Here is a 15,332-nt window from a genome sequence, read left to right as displayed (position 1 = left end):
CCCCACCACCCGCTGCCGGGCGGGCGTCGCCTACCGTTCCTCCGGAGCGAGCGCACCACACCGGAGCACGGAGGAGCAGGCCTTGGCTGAGCAGGCGTTGATCATGGGTATGGGCGGCAAGGAGCCGGTCATCGACGCGGACGCGTTCGTGGCACCGACCGCTGTCGTGATCGGTGAGGTCACGATGAGCGCGGGTTCCAGCGTCTGGTACCACGCGGTGCTCCGGGCCGACTGCGGCCCCGTCAGTCTGGGCCCGGACAGCAACATCCAGGACAACTGCAGTGTGCACACCGACCTGGGCTTCCCGCTCACCGTCGGCGCCCGGGTCTCGGTCGGCCACAACGCGGTCCTGCACGGCTGCACCATCGAGGACGACGTCCTGGTAGGCATGGGCGCCACCGTACTCAACGGCGCGCACATCGGTGCGGGGTCGCTGGTCGCCGCACAAGCACTCGTCCCGCAGGGCATGCGGGTACCACCGAACTCGCTCGTCGCGGGAGTCCCCGCCAGGGTCAAGCGGGAACTGACCGCGGAGGAGCGCGAGGGCATCAGGTTCAACGCGGTCGGTTACGTCGAGCTGGCCAAGGCCCACCGCCAGGAACACGAGGGCTGAGGCCGATCGGCCCACCCGCCCCAGCACGAAGGGCCGCCGCGCCCGGGTACGGGATGCGCGGCGGCCCTGCCCGGCCGGCCGGAGACCAGCCGCCGGAAATCAGCTGTGGGGACGCAGGGTCCAGACGACGGTCATCTCGCCCGTCACCGCGCCGTCGGCACGCCGGATCTCGATGGCGACCGGGAATTCGGGCCGCCTGCCCTGGTCGAGTTCGGCGACGACATCAGCCACGGGCCGACCGAGGGTCGCGGTCGCGGTGACCTCGCCCATCGCCAGTTTCCGGTAGCCGATCTCCGCCGACACCGCGAGTGGCACGGCACGCGACAACTGGTCCCCGAAGGCGGCGATGACGATGGCACCGCTCGCGGACTCGGCGAGCGTGAACATCGCTCCGGCGTGCGGTCCGCCGAGGTGGTTGTGGTAATCGGCCTGGTCGGGCAGCCGGACGACCGCGCGGTCCGGGGTCGTCTCCAGGAACTCCAGGTTGAGGGTCCTGGCCATCGGAACCGTCGCGACGAGCATGTCGCCGACTGTCATCTGTTCATCGCTCATCCGCCGAAGGTTACTCACCAGTAGGGGCATTTGGCCATCCCGCACGGGGGCGGCCGTAGCAGCGGTGGCGCGTCCCCTCTATGGTTACTGGCCATGTGGCCAGGAGAGCAGCCGCCCGGGGGCGAGCAGAACCCGCAGGACCAGAATCAGAACCCGTACCAGCAGCCGGGGTACCAGCAGCCGAATCCCTATCAGCAGCCGGGATACCAGCAGCCCGGGCAGCAGCCCGGGTACCAGCAGCCGGGTCAGCCGGGGTACCCGCAGCCCAATCCGTACCAGCAGCCGACCGTGCCGCAGTACGCCGTTCCGGGTCAGCCCGGCGGTCCGCAGGGTGACGACAAGAAGAAGACGACGGTCATCGCGATCGTCGCCGCCGCCGCGGTCGTCGTGACAGCGGTCGTCACCGGTGTGATCGTGCTCGGCAAGGACGACGAGAAGGGCGGCACGACCGTCGCCGACGGCAAGAAGCCGTCCGCGTCGGCCAAGCCGTCGGAGGCAACGTCGGCTCCGGCCGAGAATCCGCGGGGCGGCGCGGACGCCAAGCCGCTGATCCCGGGGTGGAAGGTCGTCACCAACCCCAAGTGGGGTACGCAGTTCGACGTTCCCGGTGACTGGGAGGTCGCGAGCCCGGGAATGATCTCCGGTTTCGAGGACGTCAAGAACCCGGAGGGGCCGCCCGCCGTCGGCTTCTCCGCACCCGCCTTCTACAAGAGCAAGTGGTGCATCGACGACGCCGACAAGGACGGCACCAAGGAGGACACCAGCCTCGCCGGTGTCGGAACCAAGGGCGCCCAGGGCGCCAAGAGCACCGGCGAGGCCGCCAGGAACGAGGCGGGCAACTGGGTGTGGGCCCCCTACGCCCAGGAGGAGCCCAAGGGCACGGTCAAGGTCGGCCAGCCTAAGCCGTACACCACCAAGTCGGGTCTCTCCGGCAGCGTGGTGACGGCGACCGCGGCGAACGTCAAGAAGAAGGAGAAGTGCGACACCGACGGCAAGTCGATCGCCTTCTCCTTCATGAACGCCAAGAAGGAGTACTCGACCTGGGTCCTGTACGCCAACGCGGGCGTGGACGACGAACTCCCGGACACCACCATCCAGCAGATCCTGAGCACGGTGCGGCTGGCGGACTCCGCCTCCTGACCGTCTCCCGTCAACCGATTTGTCGGAGAGGGGCCCCAGTGGCGATAGTCCCCTGGTGACCGTCTCCGAACCCCCCGCCCCTGCCGCCCGCCCTGTCGGTGCCGGCCGCAACTACGGTCTGCTGACGGCCGCCGCGATCATCACGAGCCTGGGTACCCACGGCGCGCTGATCGCGGCGGCGTTCGCGGTTCTGGAGTCGGGAGGTGACGGCGGCGACGTCGGGCTGGTCGCCGCCGCGCGGACCGCGCCGCTGGTCCTCTTCCTGCTCATCGGCGGTGCGGTGGCCGACCGGCTGCCCCGCCACCGGGTGATGGTGGCCGCGAACACCCTGAACTGTGTGTCGCAGGCGCTCTTCGCCTGGCTGGTCCTGACCGGCGATCCCCAGCTGTGGCAGATGATGCTGCTGACCGCGCTCTGCGGTACGGGGCAGGCGTTCTTCAGCCCGGCGGCCGAGGGCATGCTGATGTCCAGTGTCGACGCCGAGCACGCCGGCCGGGCCTTCGCGCTCTTCCGGATGTCGATGCACGGTGCGGCCATCGGCGGCGCGGCGCTGGGCGGGGCGATGATCGCGGCGATGGACCCGGGCTGGGTGCTCGCCGTCGATGCCGCCGCCTTCGCCCTCGCAGGGGGGCTGCGGGCCTTTCTCGATGTGAGTCACATTCCCGCACGCGCCGCGGGCGGCGGGCTGCTGTCCGATCTGCGCGAGGGCTGGGAGGAGTTCAGCGGCCGTCCGTGGCTGTGGGCGATCGTGGCGCAGTTCTCGGTGGTCGTGGCGGTCGTCGCCGCCGCCGAGTCGGTGTACGGGCCGCTGGTCGCGCGGGACGTGCTCGGCGGCGCGGCACCCTGGGGGCTCGCACTCGCCGCCTTCGGCGTGGGGACCGTGGCCGGGGCGTTGCTGATGATGCGGTGGAAACCCCGGCGGCTGCTGCTGGCCGGAACCCTCTGCGTGTTCCCGCTGGCCCTGCCATCGGCGGCGCTCGCGGTGCCGCTGCCGGTGTCCGGACTGGCCGCGGTGATGTTCGTCAGCGGCGTCGCCATCGAGGTGTTCGGCGTCTCCTGGATGACGGCGATGCACCAGGAGATCCCGGAGGAGAAGCTGTCGCGGGTGTCGGCCTACGACTGGTTCGGCTCCGTCGCCATGGTGCCCCTGTCCACCGCGGTGGCCGGTCCGGTGGAAGGACTCGTCGGCCGCAGCCAGGCACTGTGGGGGTGTGCGGCGCTGGTCGTGCTGGTGACGGGACTCGTCCTGCTCGTACCGGACGTACGCAATCTGACGCGGCGTACGAGCGGCAGGTCCCTCGCGGGCGACACCGCGAAGCTCCCGGCCGCGAGGCCGCCCGCGGCTGCCTCAGCCGATGCCGAAGGCACCGGTGGGGGGCTCGGGTGAGGCGACCGCCTCGCTGTCCCGCACCGGCTTCGCGCCGCCGATGAGCCGGGCCAGCCCCGCCCCGTACTCGACCCGGGCCGGGAACGCGTCGCCCGCGCAGAGACGGGTCAGCGGTCCGGTGTCGACGGGACTGTGAGAGGCGACGAGCACCACGTTGCCGAAACGCCGGCCGCGCAGCACAGCGGGTTCGGCGATCAGGACGAGTTCCTCGAAGACCGCGGCGAAGGTGGCCAGCTGGGAACGGAGAAACCCGAAGGCCGCGCCGTCGGCCAGATTGGCCGCGTAGATCCCGTGCTCGCGCAGGGCCCGTCCCGCGGCTCGCGCGTACTCCACGGACGTGAGGTGGGCGGGCACCCGGGAGCCGCCGAAGACATCGGCGATCAGGACGTCGGCCGACTGCGGTGGTGCCTGTTCGAGCCAGGCGCGGGCGTCCGTGCCGTGCACGCCGATCCCCGCCCCGGCCGGCAGCGGGAGGTGCTCGGCGACCAGTGCCAGCAGCCCCCGGTCCGCCTCCACCACGTCCTGCCGCGAACCGGGCCGGGTGATCGCGGCGTAGCGGGGCAGGGTGAGGGCCCCGCCGCCGAGGTGGATCAGGTCGAGGGCGGCGCCGGGCGCGGCCGCGCAGTCCAGGACGTGGGCGAGGCGTCGTACGTACTCGAACTCCAGGTACGTCGGATCGTCCAGGTCCACGTACGACTGGGGGGCGCCGTCGACCGTGAGCAGCCAGGCCCGGTCGCGGTCCACGTCGGGCAGAAGCCGGGCGGTGCCGTGGTCGACGTCGCGGATGACGGGTATCGGCTCGTTCACTCCCCCATTGTGCGGGCCGGACGGAGCACGACCCACCCGCCGCCGCCCCTGTGGGGGCACGGCGGCGGGTCCGCCATGTCAGAGCAGCCCGGTGACCGTTCCCGTGGCGACGAGCTCCGTCGCGGCGGGTACGGCAGCCTTCGGCGCGCCCGCGACTGCGGACTGCGCTGCGAGCAAGGCGTACCGGAACATGCCCTGGTCAGGGCGGTGCGGCCGAGTCGCGTCGAATCGTTTTCGGGCAGGAGCGAGCCGGGAGACGGCCCAGGAGTCAGCTCACCGGTCGTGGGGTCGTGGTGACCCGGCCGGTCCCGGAACCGAAGCGGCCTTGCCCGGACGCAGGGTCCAGGGAACCGGCGCGGTGTTGGTCAGCCATCCGTCGGCGACGAGCCGCTGCACGATGAGGTGCCACATCCCGCGGCCCCGCTTCTTCCAGCCCAGTCCCAGGCACAGCTGCTTGGCCGAGGGGCCGTGTCCGTGTTCCGCGCGGAACGCGGCGGCGAACTCGGCCGCGCGGGGCCCCCGGTCGGGCTGGGTGGCCTCCCATTCCTCGTACGCGAGCAGCACCTTCCGCTGGACGGGGACGGCGAGGGGCTCGCGTACGAACGCCTCCGCGACCCGCGCGAGAGCCGGCGCGCAGAGGGAACAGTGTTCAACGGCTTCGGCGTGCCGTCGCAGCGCCGGACTCCGTTGGTCCTTCCACGCTTCCCACATCTCAGGGGTGACCGGCTTCTTCGCCCGCGCCGCCCTGCTCTCCGTACCCGGGTCGCCGTCAGCGGCCGCACACGCCTCGGGGCGCTTCCCGCAGAGGTGGCTCACGGCTTCGTGCAGCCGGTACCGGTCGCTCTCCAGCTCCGCCAGGAACCCCTTGCGGAGCAGCTCGGGCAGGGCGGCCACGCAGGGTCCGGGCAGTTCGGCGGGCAGGCCGGTGAAGTCGTCGGCCGAACCGTTCGCGGCCAGGAACAGGGCGGCCAGCCGTGTGGCGGCGTCCGTCTTCCTGAGCGGCTTGGCGGCCATGGTCCGCATGCTCCAGCCGGACACCCGGGACCGCATCACCTTGCCGAAGGGCAGCGGTGTGGGGCCCGCCTCACCCGAAAAGGCCGGCACGACGATGGCCACGGGCGTCTGAGGATCCGCAAGCAGCAGGTCACTCGCCGGCTTCCATCCCAGGGCGGTCAGCGCGGCGACGGCACGGTCCGCGTCGGTCAGGCGCAGGGAGCGCAGGTCGGTGCCGGTGAGATTGCCGACTCCGCTACGGGCGGCGCGAATGACTACGACCATGGCGAGCAGCTGCGCGTCGGGCCCGTCCAGCGGCAGTGAGGCGACGTAGGCCAGCAGTTTCCGGGCGGCTTCCCCCTGCTGGTGCGTCAACAGACGGGTCGGCCGCGCCTTGGTGGCGACCGAAACGGCGGCGGCCGGGGCAGAGTTGATTGAGTTCGGCATATTGTACTCAACGCCTGAGGGGTACCGAGGTCACCAACGTCTCACGACGATCACACATGCCTTTCGGCTACTCTCCCCAGATGCTCGACCCCGTCCCCGCCGCCCGGCCCGCCGGCGGTCTCGCAGCGCGCTGTACGAGGGCGCTCTTCTCCCCGTGGTCCCGGTTGTCGCTGCTCGTGGCGATGCTGCTGGCCGCCGCGACCACCATGCTGCTGTTCGAGCCGCAGCGGATGCTCGCCTCCGGCTGGCCGCCCGCGCTGACGGGCGGCACCGCGGCCATGACGTTCGGCCTGGCGTACGGCCTGTGCACCGTGGCGTTCGTACCGCGTCCCCTTCTCAATCTGGCCGCGGGCGCGCTCTTCGGGGCGCAGGCGGGTCTCGCCGCCGCCCTGGCGGGCACCGTGCTCGGGGCGGGGATCTCCTTCGCGCTGGGCCGGGTGCTGGGGCAGGACGCCCTGCGTACGCTGCTGCGCGGCCGGTGGATGAAGGCCGCGGACGGACTGCTCAGCCGGCACGGCTTCCGGTCCGTGCTGGCGCTGCGGCTCTTCCCCGGGGTGCCGTTCGCCGCCGCCAACTACTGCGCGGCGACCTCGCGCATGGGGTACCCGCCGTTCCTCCTGGCGACCGGGCTCGGCTCCATCCCGAACACGGCCGCGTACGTCGTCGCGGGCAGTGAGGCGTCCTCCCCCACGTCCCCGGCTTTTCTGGCGGCGATGGGGTTCATCGTGCTGTCGGGTGCGGGCGCGGCCGTCGTCGCCTGGCGCAAACGCCACCGGATCGGCACCGGGTGATCAGCTGACCCCTGGCCGCCGGGTGGGCGGCAGGGGGCAGGAGGAAGCGCGTTCACCGGCAGGCGATACGCTGCCCGCGACCGACAAAGGATCTCCGGGGCGCAGGCGTCCCGTCCCTCCATGACCGCAATCCGCACGCTGCCGACGGCCTTCGTGTCCGTCGGCCGATGCATGATCACCTCCGGGATGGCCTTAGCCCCATGAGCTGGTTCGAATCATTCGTCCTGGGCCTCGTTCAGGGACTGACCGAGTTCCTGCCGATCTCCTCCAGCGCCCACCTGCGGCTCACCGCCGCTTTCGCGGGCTGGCACGACCCGGGTGCGGCGTTCACCGCCATCACCCAGATCGGCACGGAGACGGCGGTCCTCATCTACTTCCGCAAGGACATCGTCCGGATCGTCTCGGCCTGGTTCCGTTCGCTGACGAACGCCTCGATGCGCAGTGACCACGACGCCAAGATGGGCTGGCTGGTCATCGTGGGCTCGATCCCCATCGGTGTGCTGGGTGTGACGTTCAAGGACCAGATCGAGGGCCCGTTCCGTGATCTCCGGCTGATCGCGACCACCCTGATCGGCATGGGCATCGTCCTCGGGATCGCGGACCGCCTCGCCGCCCGTGACGAGGCCGGGGGCAGGCACCGCGCGGTCAGGGAGCGCAAGTCGCTCAAGGAGCTGGGCGTCAGGGACGGCCTGATCTTCGGTTTCTGCCAGGCGATGGCGCTGATTCCCGGTGTGTCACGTTCCGGGGCGACGATCAGCGGCGGTCTGCTGATGGGCTACACCCGTGAGGCGGCGGCCCGCTATTCGTTCCTCCTCGCGATTCCCGCGGTACTGGCCTCGGGCGTCTTCGAGCTGAGGGAGGCCGGCAACGGCGGTCATGTGTCCTGGGGACCCACGATCTTCGCGACGCTCATCGCGTTCGGGGTCGGTTACGCCGTGATCTCATGGTTCATGAAATTCATTTCCACCAAGAGCTTCATGCCGTTCGTCATCTACCGCGTGCTGCTCGGCATCCTGCTGTTCGTGCTGATCGGCGCCGGTGTGCTCAGCCCGCACGCGGGTGAGTCGGCCGGATAGCCGGCCCCGTCAACCGTTGTGCGGAACCAGGGCTGGGGAGAGACGTGATGACGACGGACGACCTGCGGACGACCGTGACCAACTGGGCGGGGAACATCGGCTTCACCGCCCGCGAGGTACTGCGCCCGGCCACGCTCGACGAGCTGCGGCGCGTCGTCGCCGACGCGCGGCGGGTGCGCGTGCTGGGCAGCGGGCACTCGTTCAACGCGATCGCCGACAGCGACGACGTGCTCGTTTCGCTGGCCTCGCTGCCGCCGGCCGTCGACGTCGACACGGCGGCCCGCACCGTGCGCGTGGCGGGCGGCGTGCGGTACGCCGAGCTGGCGCGGCAGGTGCACGAGCGGGGGCTGGCGCTGCACAACATGGCCTCGCTGCCGCACATTTCCGTCGCCGGTTCCGTTGCCACCGGGACGCATGGTTCGGGCGATGCGAACGGGGCGCTGGCGACGGCGGTCCGGGAGGTGGAACTGGTCACCGCCGACGGTGAGCCGCTGACGCTGAGCCGCGACAAGGACGGTGAGCGCTTCGGCGGCGCCGTGGTCGCTCTGGGCGGGCTGGGCGCGGTGACCTCGCTGACGCTCGACCTGGTGCCCGGCTTCGACCTGCGTCAGTACGTGCACACGGACCTCGCCCTCTCCGACGCCCTGGCGCACTTCGACGCGATCACGTCGGCCGGGTACAGCGTGAGCCTGTTCACGCGGTGGCGTGACCCGTCCTTCGGACAGGTGTGGCTCAAGTGCCGTGCGGACGAGCCGCGGCCCGGTTTCCCGTGGGCGGCACCCGCCGTGGAGCAGCTCCATCCCGTGCCGGGCATGCCCGCGCTCAACTGCACCCCGCAACTGGGTGTGGCCGGCCCCGCCCATGAGCGACTGCCGCACTTCCGCGCGGAGTTCACTCCGAGCAGTGGTGCGGAGCTGCAGTCCGAGTATCTGGTGGCCCGCACGGACGCGGTCGCGGCCCTGACCGTGCTGAACGGGCTGCGGGAGGCGATCGCGCCCGTGCTCCAGGTCTGCGAGGTGCGCACGATGGCCGGGGACGACCAGTGGCTGAGCCCCGCCCACGGCCGTGACACGGTCGGGCTGCATTTCACCTGGGCGCCAGAGACGGCGGACGTACTGCCCGTGCTGGCCCTTCTTGAGGAGCGCCTCGCCCCGTTCGCCCCGCGCCCGCACTGGGGGAAGGTGTTCACCGTGCGCCCGGACCGGCTCCGTGAGCGGTATCCGCGGATGGCGGACTTCGAGGCGCTGGCCCGCGAGCTCGACCCGTCGGCGACGTTCACCAACGCCTTCCTGCGGGACGTGCTGTACGGCGCCTGACGGCCCCGCGCCCGGGACACCGGCCGGCCCCGTGGACTTGGATCTTCCTCCAGCAACTTCGGCAAGTGCTCCAGAAATGGGCACCGTGCATTGCATATGCAAGATAAATTCGAATATCTTGACGCACATGCAGTCCTACACCATCGGTCAGGCAGCGCGGCTGCTCGGCGTCAGCCCCGACACCGCACGGCGCTGGGCCGACGCCGGACGGGTGGCCACACACCGGGACGAGACCGGGCGCCGGCTCATCGAGGGCCGTGACCTCGCGGCCCTCGCCATCGAGGTCGGCCGGCCCGGGGACGAGGAGGATGACCCGTCCTTCACCTCGGCGCGTAACGCCTTCCCAGGCATCGTCACCGCGGTCAGGCTCGGCGACGTCGCGGCCCAGGTGGACATCCAGGCCGGACCGCACCGCATCGTCTCGCTCCTGACCCGCGAGGCGGTCGAGGAGCTCGGGCTGACGGTCGGGATGCGGGCCACCGCCCGTGTGAAGTCGACCAGCGTGCACATCGACCGCACCTGACCGGCCGCGCACCCGGCCACCTGACCCAGCGCCGACAGCCGTCCGGCAGCGGCCGGCGCGGCTCCGAGGAGTCACCACCCATGCCATCCACGCTCAGCGGACGCCGTATCGCCGCGACCGCGCTGACCGCCGCCCTGCTCGTACCGCTCGCCGCCTGCGGGAGCGGGGGCGACGTCTCCGGCGCGCCGGAGACGCAACTGACCGTCCTTGCCGCGGCCTCCCTCACCGATGTGTTCGCGACGGCGGGCATGGCGTACGAGAAGGAGCACCCGGGCACGGAGGTGACGTTCTCCTTCGCCGGCTCGCAGGAACTCGCCGCCCAGGTCGAACAGGGTGCTCCGGCGGACGCACTGGTCACCGCGGACACGAAGACCATGGACGGGCTGGTGTCCGAGACCGGCACCCCCACCGTGATCGCGAAGAACCGGCTGGTCATCGCCACGGGCGAAGGCAACCCGGAGAACATCAAGGGCCTGGACGACCTGACCGCAGGCGGGCTCAAGGTGGTCCTCGCCGCACCGGAGGTCCCCGTGGGCCGCTACAGCAAACAGATCCTCGACGCCCGGAAGCCGGCCGTGAGGCCGGTCTCGCAGGAGACGGACGTCCGCGCGGTCCTCAGCAAGGTCGCGCTCGGCGAGGCGGACGCCGGCCTCGTCTACCGGACCGACGCGGCCTCGGAAGCGGACCGGGTCGACGCGGTCGACATCCCGGACGCGCAGAACGTCGTCGCCTCCTACCCCGCGGCGACCCTGCGGCACTCTCAGAACGCGAAGGCCGCTGCGGCGTTCGTGAGGTGGCTCGGCGGAGCCGAGGCGCAGAAGATCCTTCAGGACGCGGGATTCCAGAAGCCGTAGCCGTAGCCGTACGACAGTCCGTGGCCGTCCCCTGGACGTCCCCTTGGACCCGTCCTCGTTCAGGAGCCGCCGATGAGCCGCCTTCGCCGTCGCACCGCCGGCGCCCGCACTCCCCTGACGCTGGCCGTGCCCGCTCTGCTCGCGATCGCGTTCCTGCTCATGCCCCTGATCGGAATCCTGGCGCGTACGTCCTGGGGCGACCTGGGCAGTCACCTGTCGAGCCCGGGCGTCACCGAGGCACTCCGGCTGTCGCTGGTGGTGTCGTTCTGGGCGCTTGGTCTGTCCCTGGTCCTCGGTGTGCCGCTGGCGTGGCTGCTGGCGCGTGTGGAGTTCCCCGGCAAGGCACTGGTCCGCTCGCTCGTGCTGTTGCCGATGGTGCTGCCGCCCACGGTCGGGGGCGTGGCCCTGCTGCTGGCCTTCGGGCGGCGCGGGCTGCTCGGTCCGTGGCTGGAGGACACCTTCGGCGTCACGCTGCCGTTCCACACCTCCGGTGCGGTGTTCGCCGCCACGTTCGTCGCGATGCCGTTCCTCGTCATCAGCCTCGAAGGCGCACTCGCCGGGCTGCGACCCCGGTACGAGGAGACCGCCGGCTCCCTCGGGGCCTCCCCCCTGCGGGTCTTCTGGACCGTCACCCTGCCGATGGTCGCCCCCGGGCTCGCCGCGGGCGCGGCACTCACATGGGCGCGGGCGCTGGGCGAGTTCGGCGCGACGATCACCTTCGCGGGAAATCTGCCCGGCACCACGCAGACGCTGCCCCTCCAGGTCTATCTGCTGCTCCAGGACTCCCCCGAGGCCGCGACCTCCGTGTCCCTGCTCCTGCTGGCCATCGCCATGGCCGTCCTCGTCGCTCTGCGGGGCCGCTGGACCGGCGGTGCGGGGGGCCGCGTCCGCGAGACCCGGAATCCGGCCGATGGCACCTCCGCACCGCCTGTGGCGGAACCGCAGGCACCCGTACCCGCCGAAAAGGCGCTCCCCGGACAGCGGTGGCCGCTCCACGCGGTGGTCACCGGCTTCACCCGGCTGACGCTGGACGCCCCACCCGGCACGACCATCGCCGTCGTCGGTCCGAACGGGGCAGGCAAGACCACCCTCCTGCGCGCCCTGCTCGGCCTCACCCCGAGGGCCCACGCGGAACTCCGCCTCGGCGGGACCGACGTCACCGGACTGCCCGCGCACCGCAGGGGCGTCGCCTGGGTGCCTCAGGACGGTGCGCTCTTCCCGCACCTCAGCGCCCTCACCAACACGGCGTACGGGCTGCGCGCCCACGGCGTGCCCCGCGCCGAGGCGCGGCGCGAGGCGCAGCGGTGGCTCGACCGCCTCGGGGTGGGTCACCTCGCCCACCGCCGCCCCGGCCACCTCTCCGGCGGCCAGGCGGGTCGGGTGGCCCTGGCCCGGGGCCTGGCCGCCAGCCCCCGTCTGCTGCTCCTCGACGAACCGCTCGCCGCGCTCGACCAGACCACCCGCGCCCAGGTCCGCCACACCCTGCGCGCCCACCTCGACGGATTCGCCGGGGTCTGCCTGATCGTCACCCACGACCCGGTCGAGGCGGTCGCGCTGGCCGACCGGGTCCTCGTGCTGGAGGACGGCCTGCCGGTCCAGGACGCCCCGCCGGCCGAGGTCACCCGGCATCCGCGCTCGCCGTGGGTCGCCCGGATGCTGGGCAGCAACGCCTGGACGGGCACCGCCACCCCCGACGGCCTCACCCTGAGCGGCGGCGCGCATCTCGTGGCCGCCGAACCCCTGGCGCCCGGCACGGACGCCCTCGCCGTCATCGCCCCCGAAGCGGTGTCCCTGCACCGGACCCGTCCGGAGGGCAGCCCGCGCAACGTCTATCCGGGCACCGTCCGTGAGATCACCGCGCTCGGCGGCCGCCTGCGGATTCTCGTCGACTGCGAGGGGGTGCCCGGACTCGTCGCGGAGATCACCCCGGTGACGGCCGCCGGCCTGGGGCTCCACGAGGGCAGCGCCGTGTACGCCGGCGTCAAGGCCACCGAGGTCCGTCTCGTCGCGCACTGACCTCCGCTCCGTTCCCCCGGTCGCTCGCCCCTCCTCCGCCCCCGTGCCCGGGAACCAGACGCCGGAGTCCACCGACTACTGGTGCGAAGCACAGTGATACGGGCGGTATCAGGGGCCCACGTGGCCCAGGAGGAGGCCGACAGGCATGAACTGGTACGAGGACGACTCCCTTTGGTCCGACTTCGCACCCACGATGTTCTCCGCCGCGCGCACCGCGACGGCAGCCGCGTGCTCGATCTGTGCTGCGGCCCGGGACTCTTCCTGGTGCCTCTGGCCCGCCGCGGTCACGTCGTCACGGGCGTCGACCTCTCCCCGTCGATGCTGGACCGGGCGCGGAGCGCCTGCGCCCAGGCCGGCGCCGACGTGCGGCTGGAGCGGGCCGACATGCTGACGTACACGGCTCCGGGCGCGTTCGACGCCGTACTCAACATGTACACGTCCTTCGGGTACTTCGACGATCCCGACGACAATCTCCGGGTGCTGCGCAACGCCCGGGAGAGCCTCGCCCCGGGTGGGCAGCTTCTGGTGGACGTCATGGGCAAGGAGGTCCTGGCGGGCTGGATCGGGCGCCCGCAGGCCGTGGACCTGCCGGACGGCTCGTACGTCGTCCAGCGGGACACCGTCATGGACAGCTGGCGACGGCTGCGGACCGACTGGACGCTGGTGCGCGGCAGTTCGGCGCGTAAGGCGTCGCTGACATCCTGGCTCTACAGTGCCGCCGAACTGCACGCGCTGTTCGAGACCGCCGGATTCAGGGAGGTCGCCTGCTTCGGCGGTTTCGACGGATCGGACTACGGCCACCGGTCCGAGCGGCTGATCGTCCGTGGGCGGCGTGGGTGAACCCCCGGGCGGAGGCGAGTCCTCCCACCACTGACGCGCGTTCCATCGCCCAGGCCGTCCATGAGCACATCACCGACGCCGTCAAGGCGCCCGACCTGATCCGGCTGGACGGCAACGTCGTACTCGCCCGTTTCGAGACGATGAAGGTGTACGCCGCGCTCGGCGCCGTCCGCTCGCTGCTGGGGCGGGGACGGATCGTGCCGGGACAGACCCTGATCGACGGTTCGAGCGGCATCTACGCGCTCGCGCTGGCCATGGCCTGTCACCGCTACGGCCTGCGGTGCCACATCGTGGCGTCCACGACGGTCGACTCCGTGATGCGTGCCCAGTTGGAGATCCTGGGCGCCACGGTCGACCAGATGCCCCCTTCGCAGAGTCTGCTGCTCGACCAGGAGCGCCGGGTGCGTCATGTACGCAGGCTCCTTGCCGGCCGTCCGGACTTCCACTGGATGCGGCAGTACCACGACGCCGTGCACTACGAGGGGTACCGGGAGTGCGCCGAGCTCCTGTCCGGGGCACTGCCCGAGGGACCGGTGACGGTCGTGGGCGCCGTGGGCACGGGGGCGTCCACCGGCGGTCTCGCCCAGGCGCTGCGGGCGGCCGGGCGCACGGTGCGCCTGGTGGGCGTCCAGCCGTTCGGCAGCGTCACGTTCGGCAGCGAGCAGTTCAACGACCCGGAGGCGATCATCGCGGGCATCGGCAGCTCCATCCCCTTCCGGAACGTCCGCCACGAGCTGTACGACACCGTGCACTGGCTGGACTTCCGGCACGCGATGGCGGGAGCCGTCGGCCTGCTGCGGCAGCACGCGGTGTTCGCCGGGCTGTCCGCCGGTGGGGCGCATCTGGTCGCGTCGTGGGAGGCCGCGAGGCACCCCGGACACCTCCACCTGGTGCTCGGCGCGGACACCGGCCACCGTTACGCGGAGCGGGTCTTCTCCCGGCACGCCGAGGCGCGGGACATGGCGGCGCTCCGGCCGCTGCCCATCGGGTCGCTCGCCGAACTGCGTCCTCCGTGGTCGGTCATGGAGTGGGCGAAGCGGGCCGCCCCGCCGGGGGCCCGCTGTTCCGACGAGGGCGCCGCCGCGTCCGCATCCGCCGTGGAGCTGACGTCATGACGCTCGCCGCACTCGAATCGCTCTCGTTCGGCCTCGGCCGCATGGTCTCGGCGGCCGCGGAGACCGGGCACCGGCTGTGTCTCCTCACCGGGGACCGGTCGGTGTACGGCCAGACCGCCGCGAGGTCCCTCCTCGCGCGCGCCACACGGGAACGCACCGTGCCGATCGGGCAGCCCGCCGTGTTCGCCGTCTCCTCGTAGGACATCCCCAGCAACTGGGTGAGCACGAAGGCCTGGCTCCGTGCGGAGTCCATGGCCCGCAGGGCGTCGAACAGCGCCACGGCCTCGTCGAAGCCCGGCGTATGACGGGACTGGGCACGCTCCGCCGCGGTCTGCCAGTCGGCGGTGTCCGCGATCCGCGGCCGGACGGCGGCCGCGCGGTAGCCGTCGATGACGACGCGCCGGGCGATGGCCAGCAGCCAGGTGCGGGCACAGGACCGTCCCGCGAAACCGGCCAGCCCGGTCATGGCCCGCAGATACGTCTCCTGAGCCAGGTCATCGGCGCCCGTCCCTTCGGCACCGAGGTAGGTGACGAAACGGCGTACGTCGTCGTACGTCGCCCGGACGAAGTGCTCGGCCGCCTCACGGTCTCCGCAGCCGGCGGCCAGCGCCCAGCCGGTGATCTGTACGTCCCGCTGCTGGGCGGGAACCCTCCGGACGGGGGAACGCACCGAGGCGGGAAAAGGCGTCGGGGCAGGGGTCATCACAACACGTCCTTCGCGTCTTCGCGGAGCCGCGGCGCGCCCACACGGCTCCTCGTGACCGGCTCGCCCGCACCTGACCGTGCGTCAGGGGAAGGCCGGAACCGGTATGACGGTCACGGGCGCGCGCACGCGAACCGCGCGCACGTCCCGGAAGCCGCC

The 15,332-nt window shown here is 71.9% G+C and carries 14 protein-coding genes and 1 pseudogene; 11 read left to right on the top strand and 4 right to left on the bottom strand.

Annotated features, from left to right (window positions below; translation table 11 throughout):
* Positions 1 to 82 precede the first annotated feature (82 nt).
* Positions 83 to 613: a gamma carbonic anhydrase family protein gene (locus F0344_RS31740; protein WP_185302045.1), complete on the top strand. Its 531-nt coding sequence runs from the start codon at positions 83 to 85 to the stop codon at positions 611 to 613.
* A gap of 99 nt (positions 614 to 712) precedes the next feature.
* Here the strand turns inward: F0344_RS31740 and F0344_RS31735 are convergent, their stop codons facing one another.
* On the bottom strand, positions 713 to 1,150 hold the full coding sequence (locus F0344_RS31735; RefSeq protein ID WP_185302976.1) for a DUF4442 domain-containing protein: 438 nt from the start codon (positions 1,148 to 1,150) through the stop codon (positions 713 to 715).
* 108 nt (positions 1,151 to 1,258) lie between these two features.
* On the opposite strand from F0344_RS31735, the gene F0344_RS31730 reads away from it, so the two are divergent.
* Complete coding sequence (locus F0344_RS31730) at positions 1,259 to 2,305, top strand: hypothetical protein (protein WP_185302044.1); 1,047 nt, start codon at positions 1,259 to 1,261, stop codon at positions 2,303 to 2,305.
* Positions 2,306 to 2,360: 55 nt separating this feature from the next.
* Positions 2,361 to 3,692, top strand: a complete 1,332-nt coding sequence (locus F0344_RS31725; RefSeq protein WP_258050185.1) for an MFS transporter — start codon at positions 2,361 to 2,363, stop codon at positions 3,690 to 3,692.
* Here the strand turns inward: F0344_RS31725 and F0344_RS31720 are convergent.
* Together F0344_RS31720 and F0344_RS31715 are read right to left on the bottom strand one after the other, a co-directional pair.
* Positions 3,654 to 4,499 carry a spermidine synthase gene (locus F0344_RS31720; RefSeq protein ID WP_185302042.1) on the bottom strand — a complete coding sequence of 282 codons (846 nt, stop codon included), beginning with the start codon at positions 4,497 to 4,499 and terminating at the stop codon, positions 3,654 to 3,656. The genes F0344_RS31725 and F0344_RS31720 overlap by 39 nt on opposite strands.
* A gap of 273 nt (positions 4,500 to 4,772) precedes the next feature.
* On the bottom strand, positions 4,773 to 5,939 hold the full coding sequence (locus F0344_RS31715) for a hypothetical protein (RefSeq protein WP_185302041.1): 1,167 nt from the start codon (positions 5,937 to 5,939) through the stop codon (positions 4,773 to 4,775).
* Between the two features lie 80 nt (positions 5,940 to 6,019).
* On the opposite strand from F0344_RS31715, the gene F0344_RS31710 reads away from it, so the two are divergent.
* From F0344_RS31710 to F0344_RS31675, 8 genes and pseudogenes are all read left to right on the top strand, one after another.
* Positions 6,020 to 6,730: a TVP38/TMEM64 family protein gene (locus F0344_RS31710; protein ID WP_185302040.1), complete on the top strand. Its 711-nt coding sequence runs from the start codon at positions 6,020 to 6,022 to the stop codon at positions 6,728 to 6,730.
* Positions 6,731 to 6,930: 200 nt separating this feature from the next.
* A complete protein-coding gene (locus tag F0344_RS31705) occupies positions 6,931 to 7,806 on the top strand; it encodes an undecaprenyl-diphosphate phosphatase (protein ID WP_185302039.1) in 876 nt (291 codons plus the stop codon).
* 47 nt (positions 7,807 to 7,853) lie between these two features.
* Positions 7,854 to 9,122 (top strand): FAD-binding protein, encoded by a 1,269-nt coding sequence (locus tag F0344_RS31700; protein ID WP_185302038.1) that lies wholly within the window; start codon positions 7,854 to 7,856, stop codon positions 9,120 to 9,122.
* A 127-nt stretch (positions 9,123 to 9,249) separates the two neighbouring features.
* Complete coding sequence (locus tag F0344_RS31695) at positions 9,250 to 9,645, top strand: TOBE domain-containing protein (protein ID WP_185302037.1); 396 nt, start codon at positions 9,250 to 9,252, stop codon at positions 9,643 to 9,645.
* Positions 9,646 to 9,725: 80 nt separating this feature from the next.
* Positions 9,726 to 10,499, top strand: a complete 774-nt coding sequence (gene modA, locus F0344_RS31690) for a molybdate ABC transporter substrate-binding protein (protein WP_185302036.1) — start codon at positions 9,726 to 9,728, stop codon at positions 10,497 to 10,499.
* Between the two features lie 72 nt (positions 10,500 to 10,571).
* Positions 10,572 to 12,515: an ABC transporter permease gene (locus F0344_RS31685; protein ID WP_185302035.1), complete on the top strand. Its 1,944-nt coding sequence runs from the start codon at positions 10,572 to 10,574 to the stop codon at positions 12,513 to 12,515.
* A gap of 145 nt (positions 12,516 to 12,660) precedes the next feature.
* Positions 12,661 to 13,355: pseudogene (locus tag F0344_RS31680) on the top strand (class I SAM-dependent methyltransferase).
* A complete protein-coding gene (locus F0344_RS31675; RefSeq protein ID WP_185302034.1) occupies positions 13,352 to 14,470 on the top strand; it encodes a pyridoxal-phosphate dependent enzyme in 1,119 nt (372 codons plus the stop codon). Before F0344_RS31680 ends, F0344_RS31675 begins: the two are co-directional and overlap by 4 nt.
* Here the strand turns inward: F0344_RS31675 and F0344_RS31670 are convergent.
* Positions 14,376 to 15,173: a sigma-70 family RNA polymerase sigma factor gene (locus tag F0344_RS31670; protein ID WP_258050183.1), complete on the bottom strand. Its 798-nt coding sequence runs from the start codon at positions 15,171 to 15,173 to the stop codon at positions 14,376 to 14,378. The genes F0344_RS31675 and F0344_RS31670 overlap by 95 nt on opposite strands.
* Between the last annotated feature and the right edge of the window lie 159 nt (positions 15,174 to 15,332).

The organism is Streptomyces finlayi (assembly GCF_014216315.1).
Lineage (GTDB): Bacteria > Actinomycetota > Actinomycetes > Streptomycetales > Streptomycetaceae > Streptomyces > Streptomyces finlayi_A.
This window is presented reverse-complemented; position numbering and strand designations above follow the sequence as displayed.

Coding starts and splice junctions, on each gene's coding strand:
- F0344_RS31685 (WP_185302035.1), top strand. CDS start 10,572: ATGAGCCGCCTTCGCCGTCGCACCGCCGGCGCCCGCACTCCCCTGACG.
- F0344_RS31735 (WP_185302976.1), bottom strand. CDS start 1,150: ATGACAGTCGGCGACATGCTCGTCGCGACGGTTCCGATGGCCAGGACC.
- F0344_RS31700 (WP_185302038.1), top strand. CDS start 7,854: ATGACGACGGACGACCTGCGGACGACCGTGACCAACTGGGCGGGGAAC.
- F0344_RS31715 (WP_185302041.1), bottom strand. CDS start 5,939: ATGCCGAACTCAATCAACTCTGCCCCGGCCGCCGCCGTTTCGGTCGCC.
- F0344_RS31730 (WP_185302044.1), top strand. CDS start 1,259: ATGTGGCCAGGAGAGCAGCCGCCCGGGGGCGAGCAGAACCCGCAGGAC.
- modA (WP_185302036.1), top strand. CDS start 9,726: ATGCCATCCACGCTCAGCGGACGCCGTATCGCCGCGACCGCGCTGACC.
- F0344_RS31705 (WP_185302039.1), top strand. CDS start 6,931: ATGAGCTGGTTCGAATCATTCGTCCTGGGCCTCGTTCAGGGACTGACC.
- F0344_RS31710 (WP_185302040.1), top strand. CDS start 6,020: ATGCTCGACCCCGTCCCCGCCGCCCGGCCCGCCGGCGGTCTCGCAGCG.
- F0344_RS31695 (WP_185302037.1), top strand. CDS start 9,250: ATGCAGTCCTACACCATCGGTCAGGCAGCGCGGCTGCTCGGCGTCAGC.
- F0344_RS31670 (WP_258050183.1), bottom strand. CDS start 15,173: ATGACCCCTGCCCCGACGCCTTTTCCCGCCTCGGTGCGTTCCCCCGTC.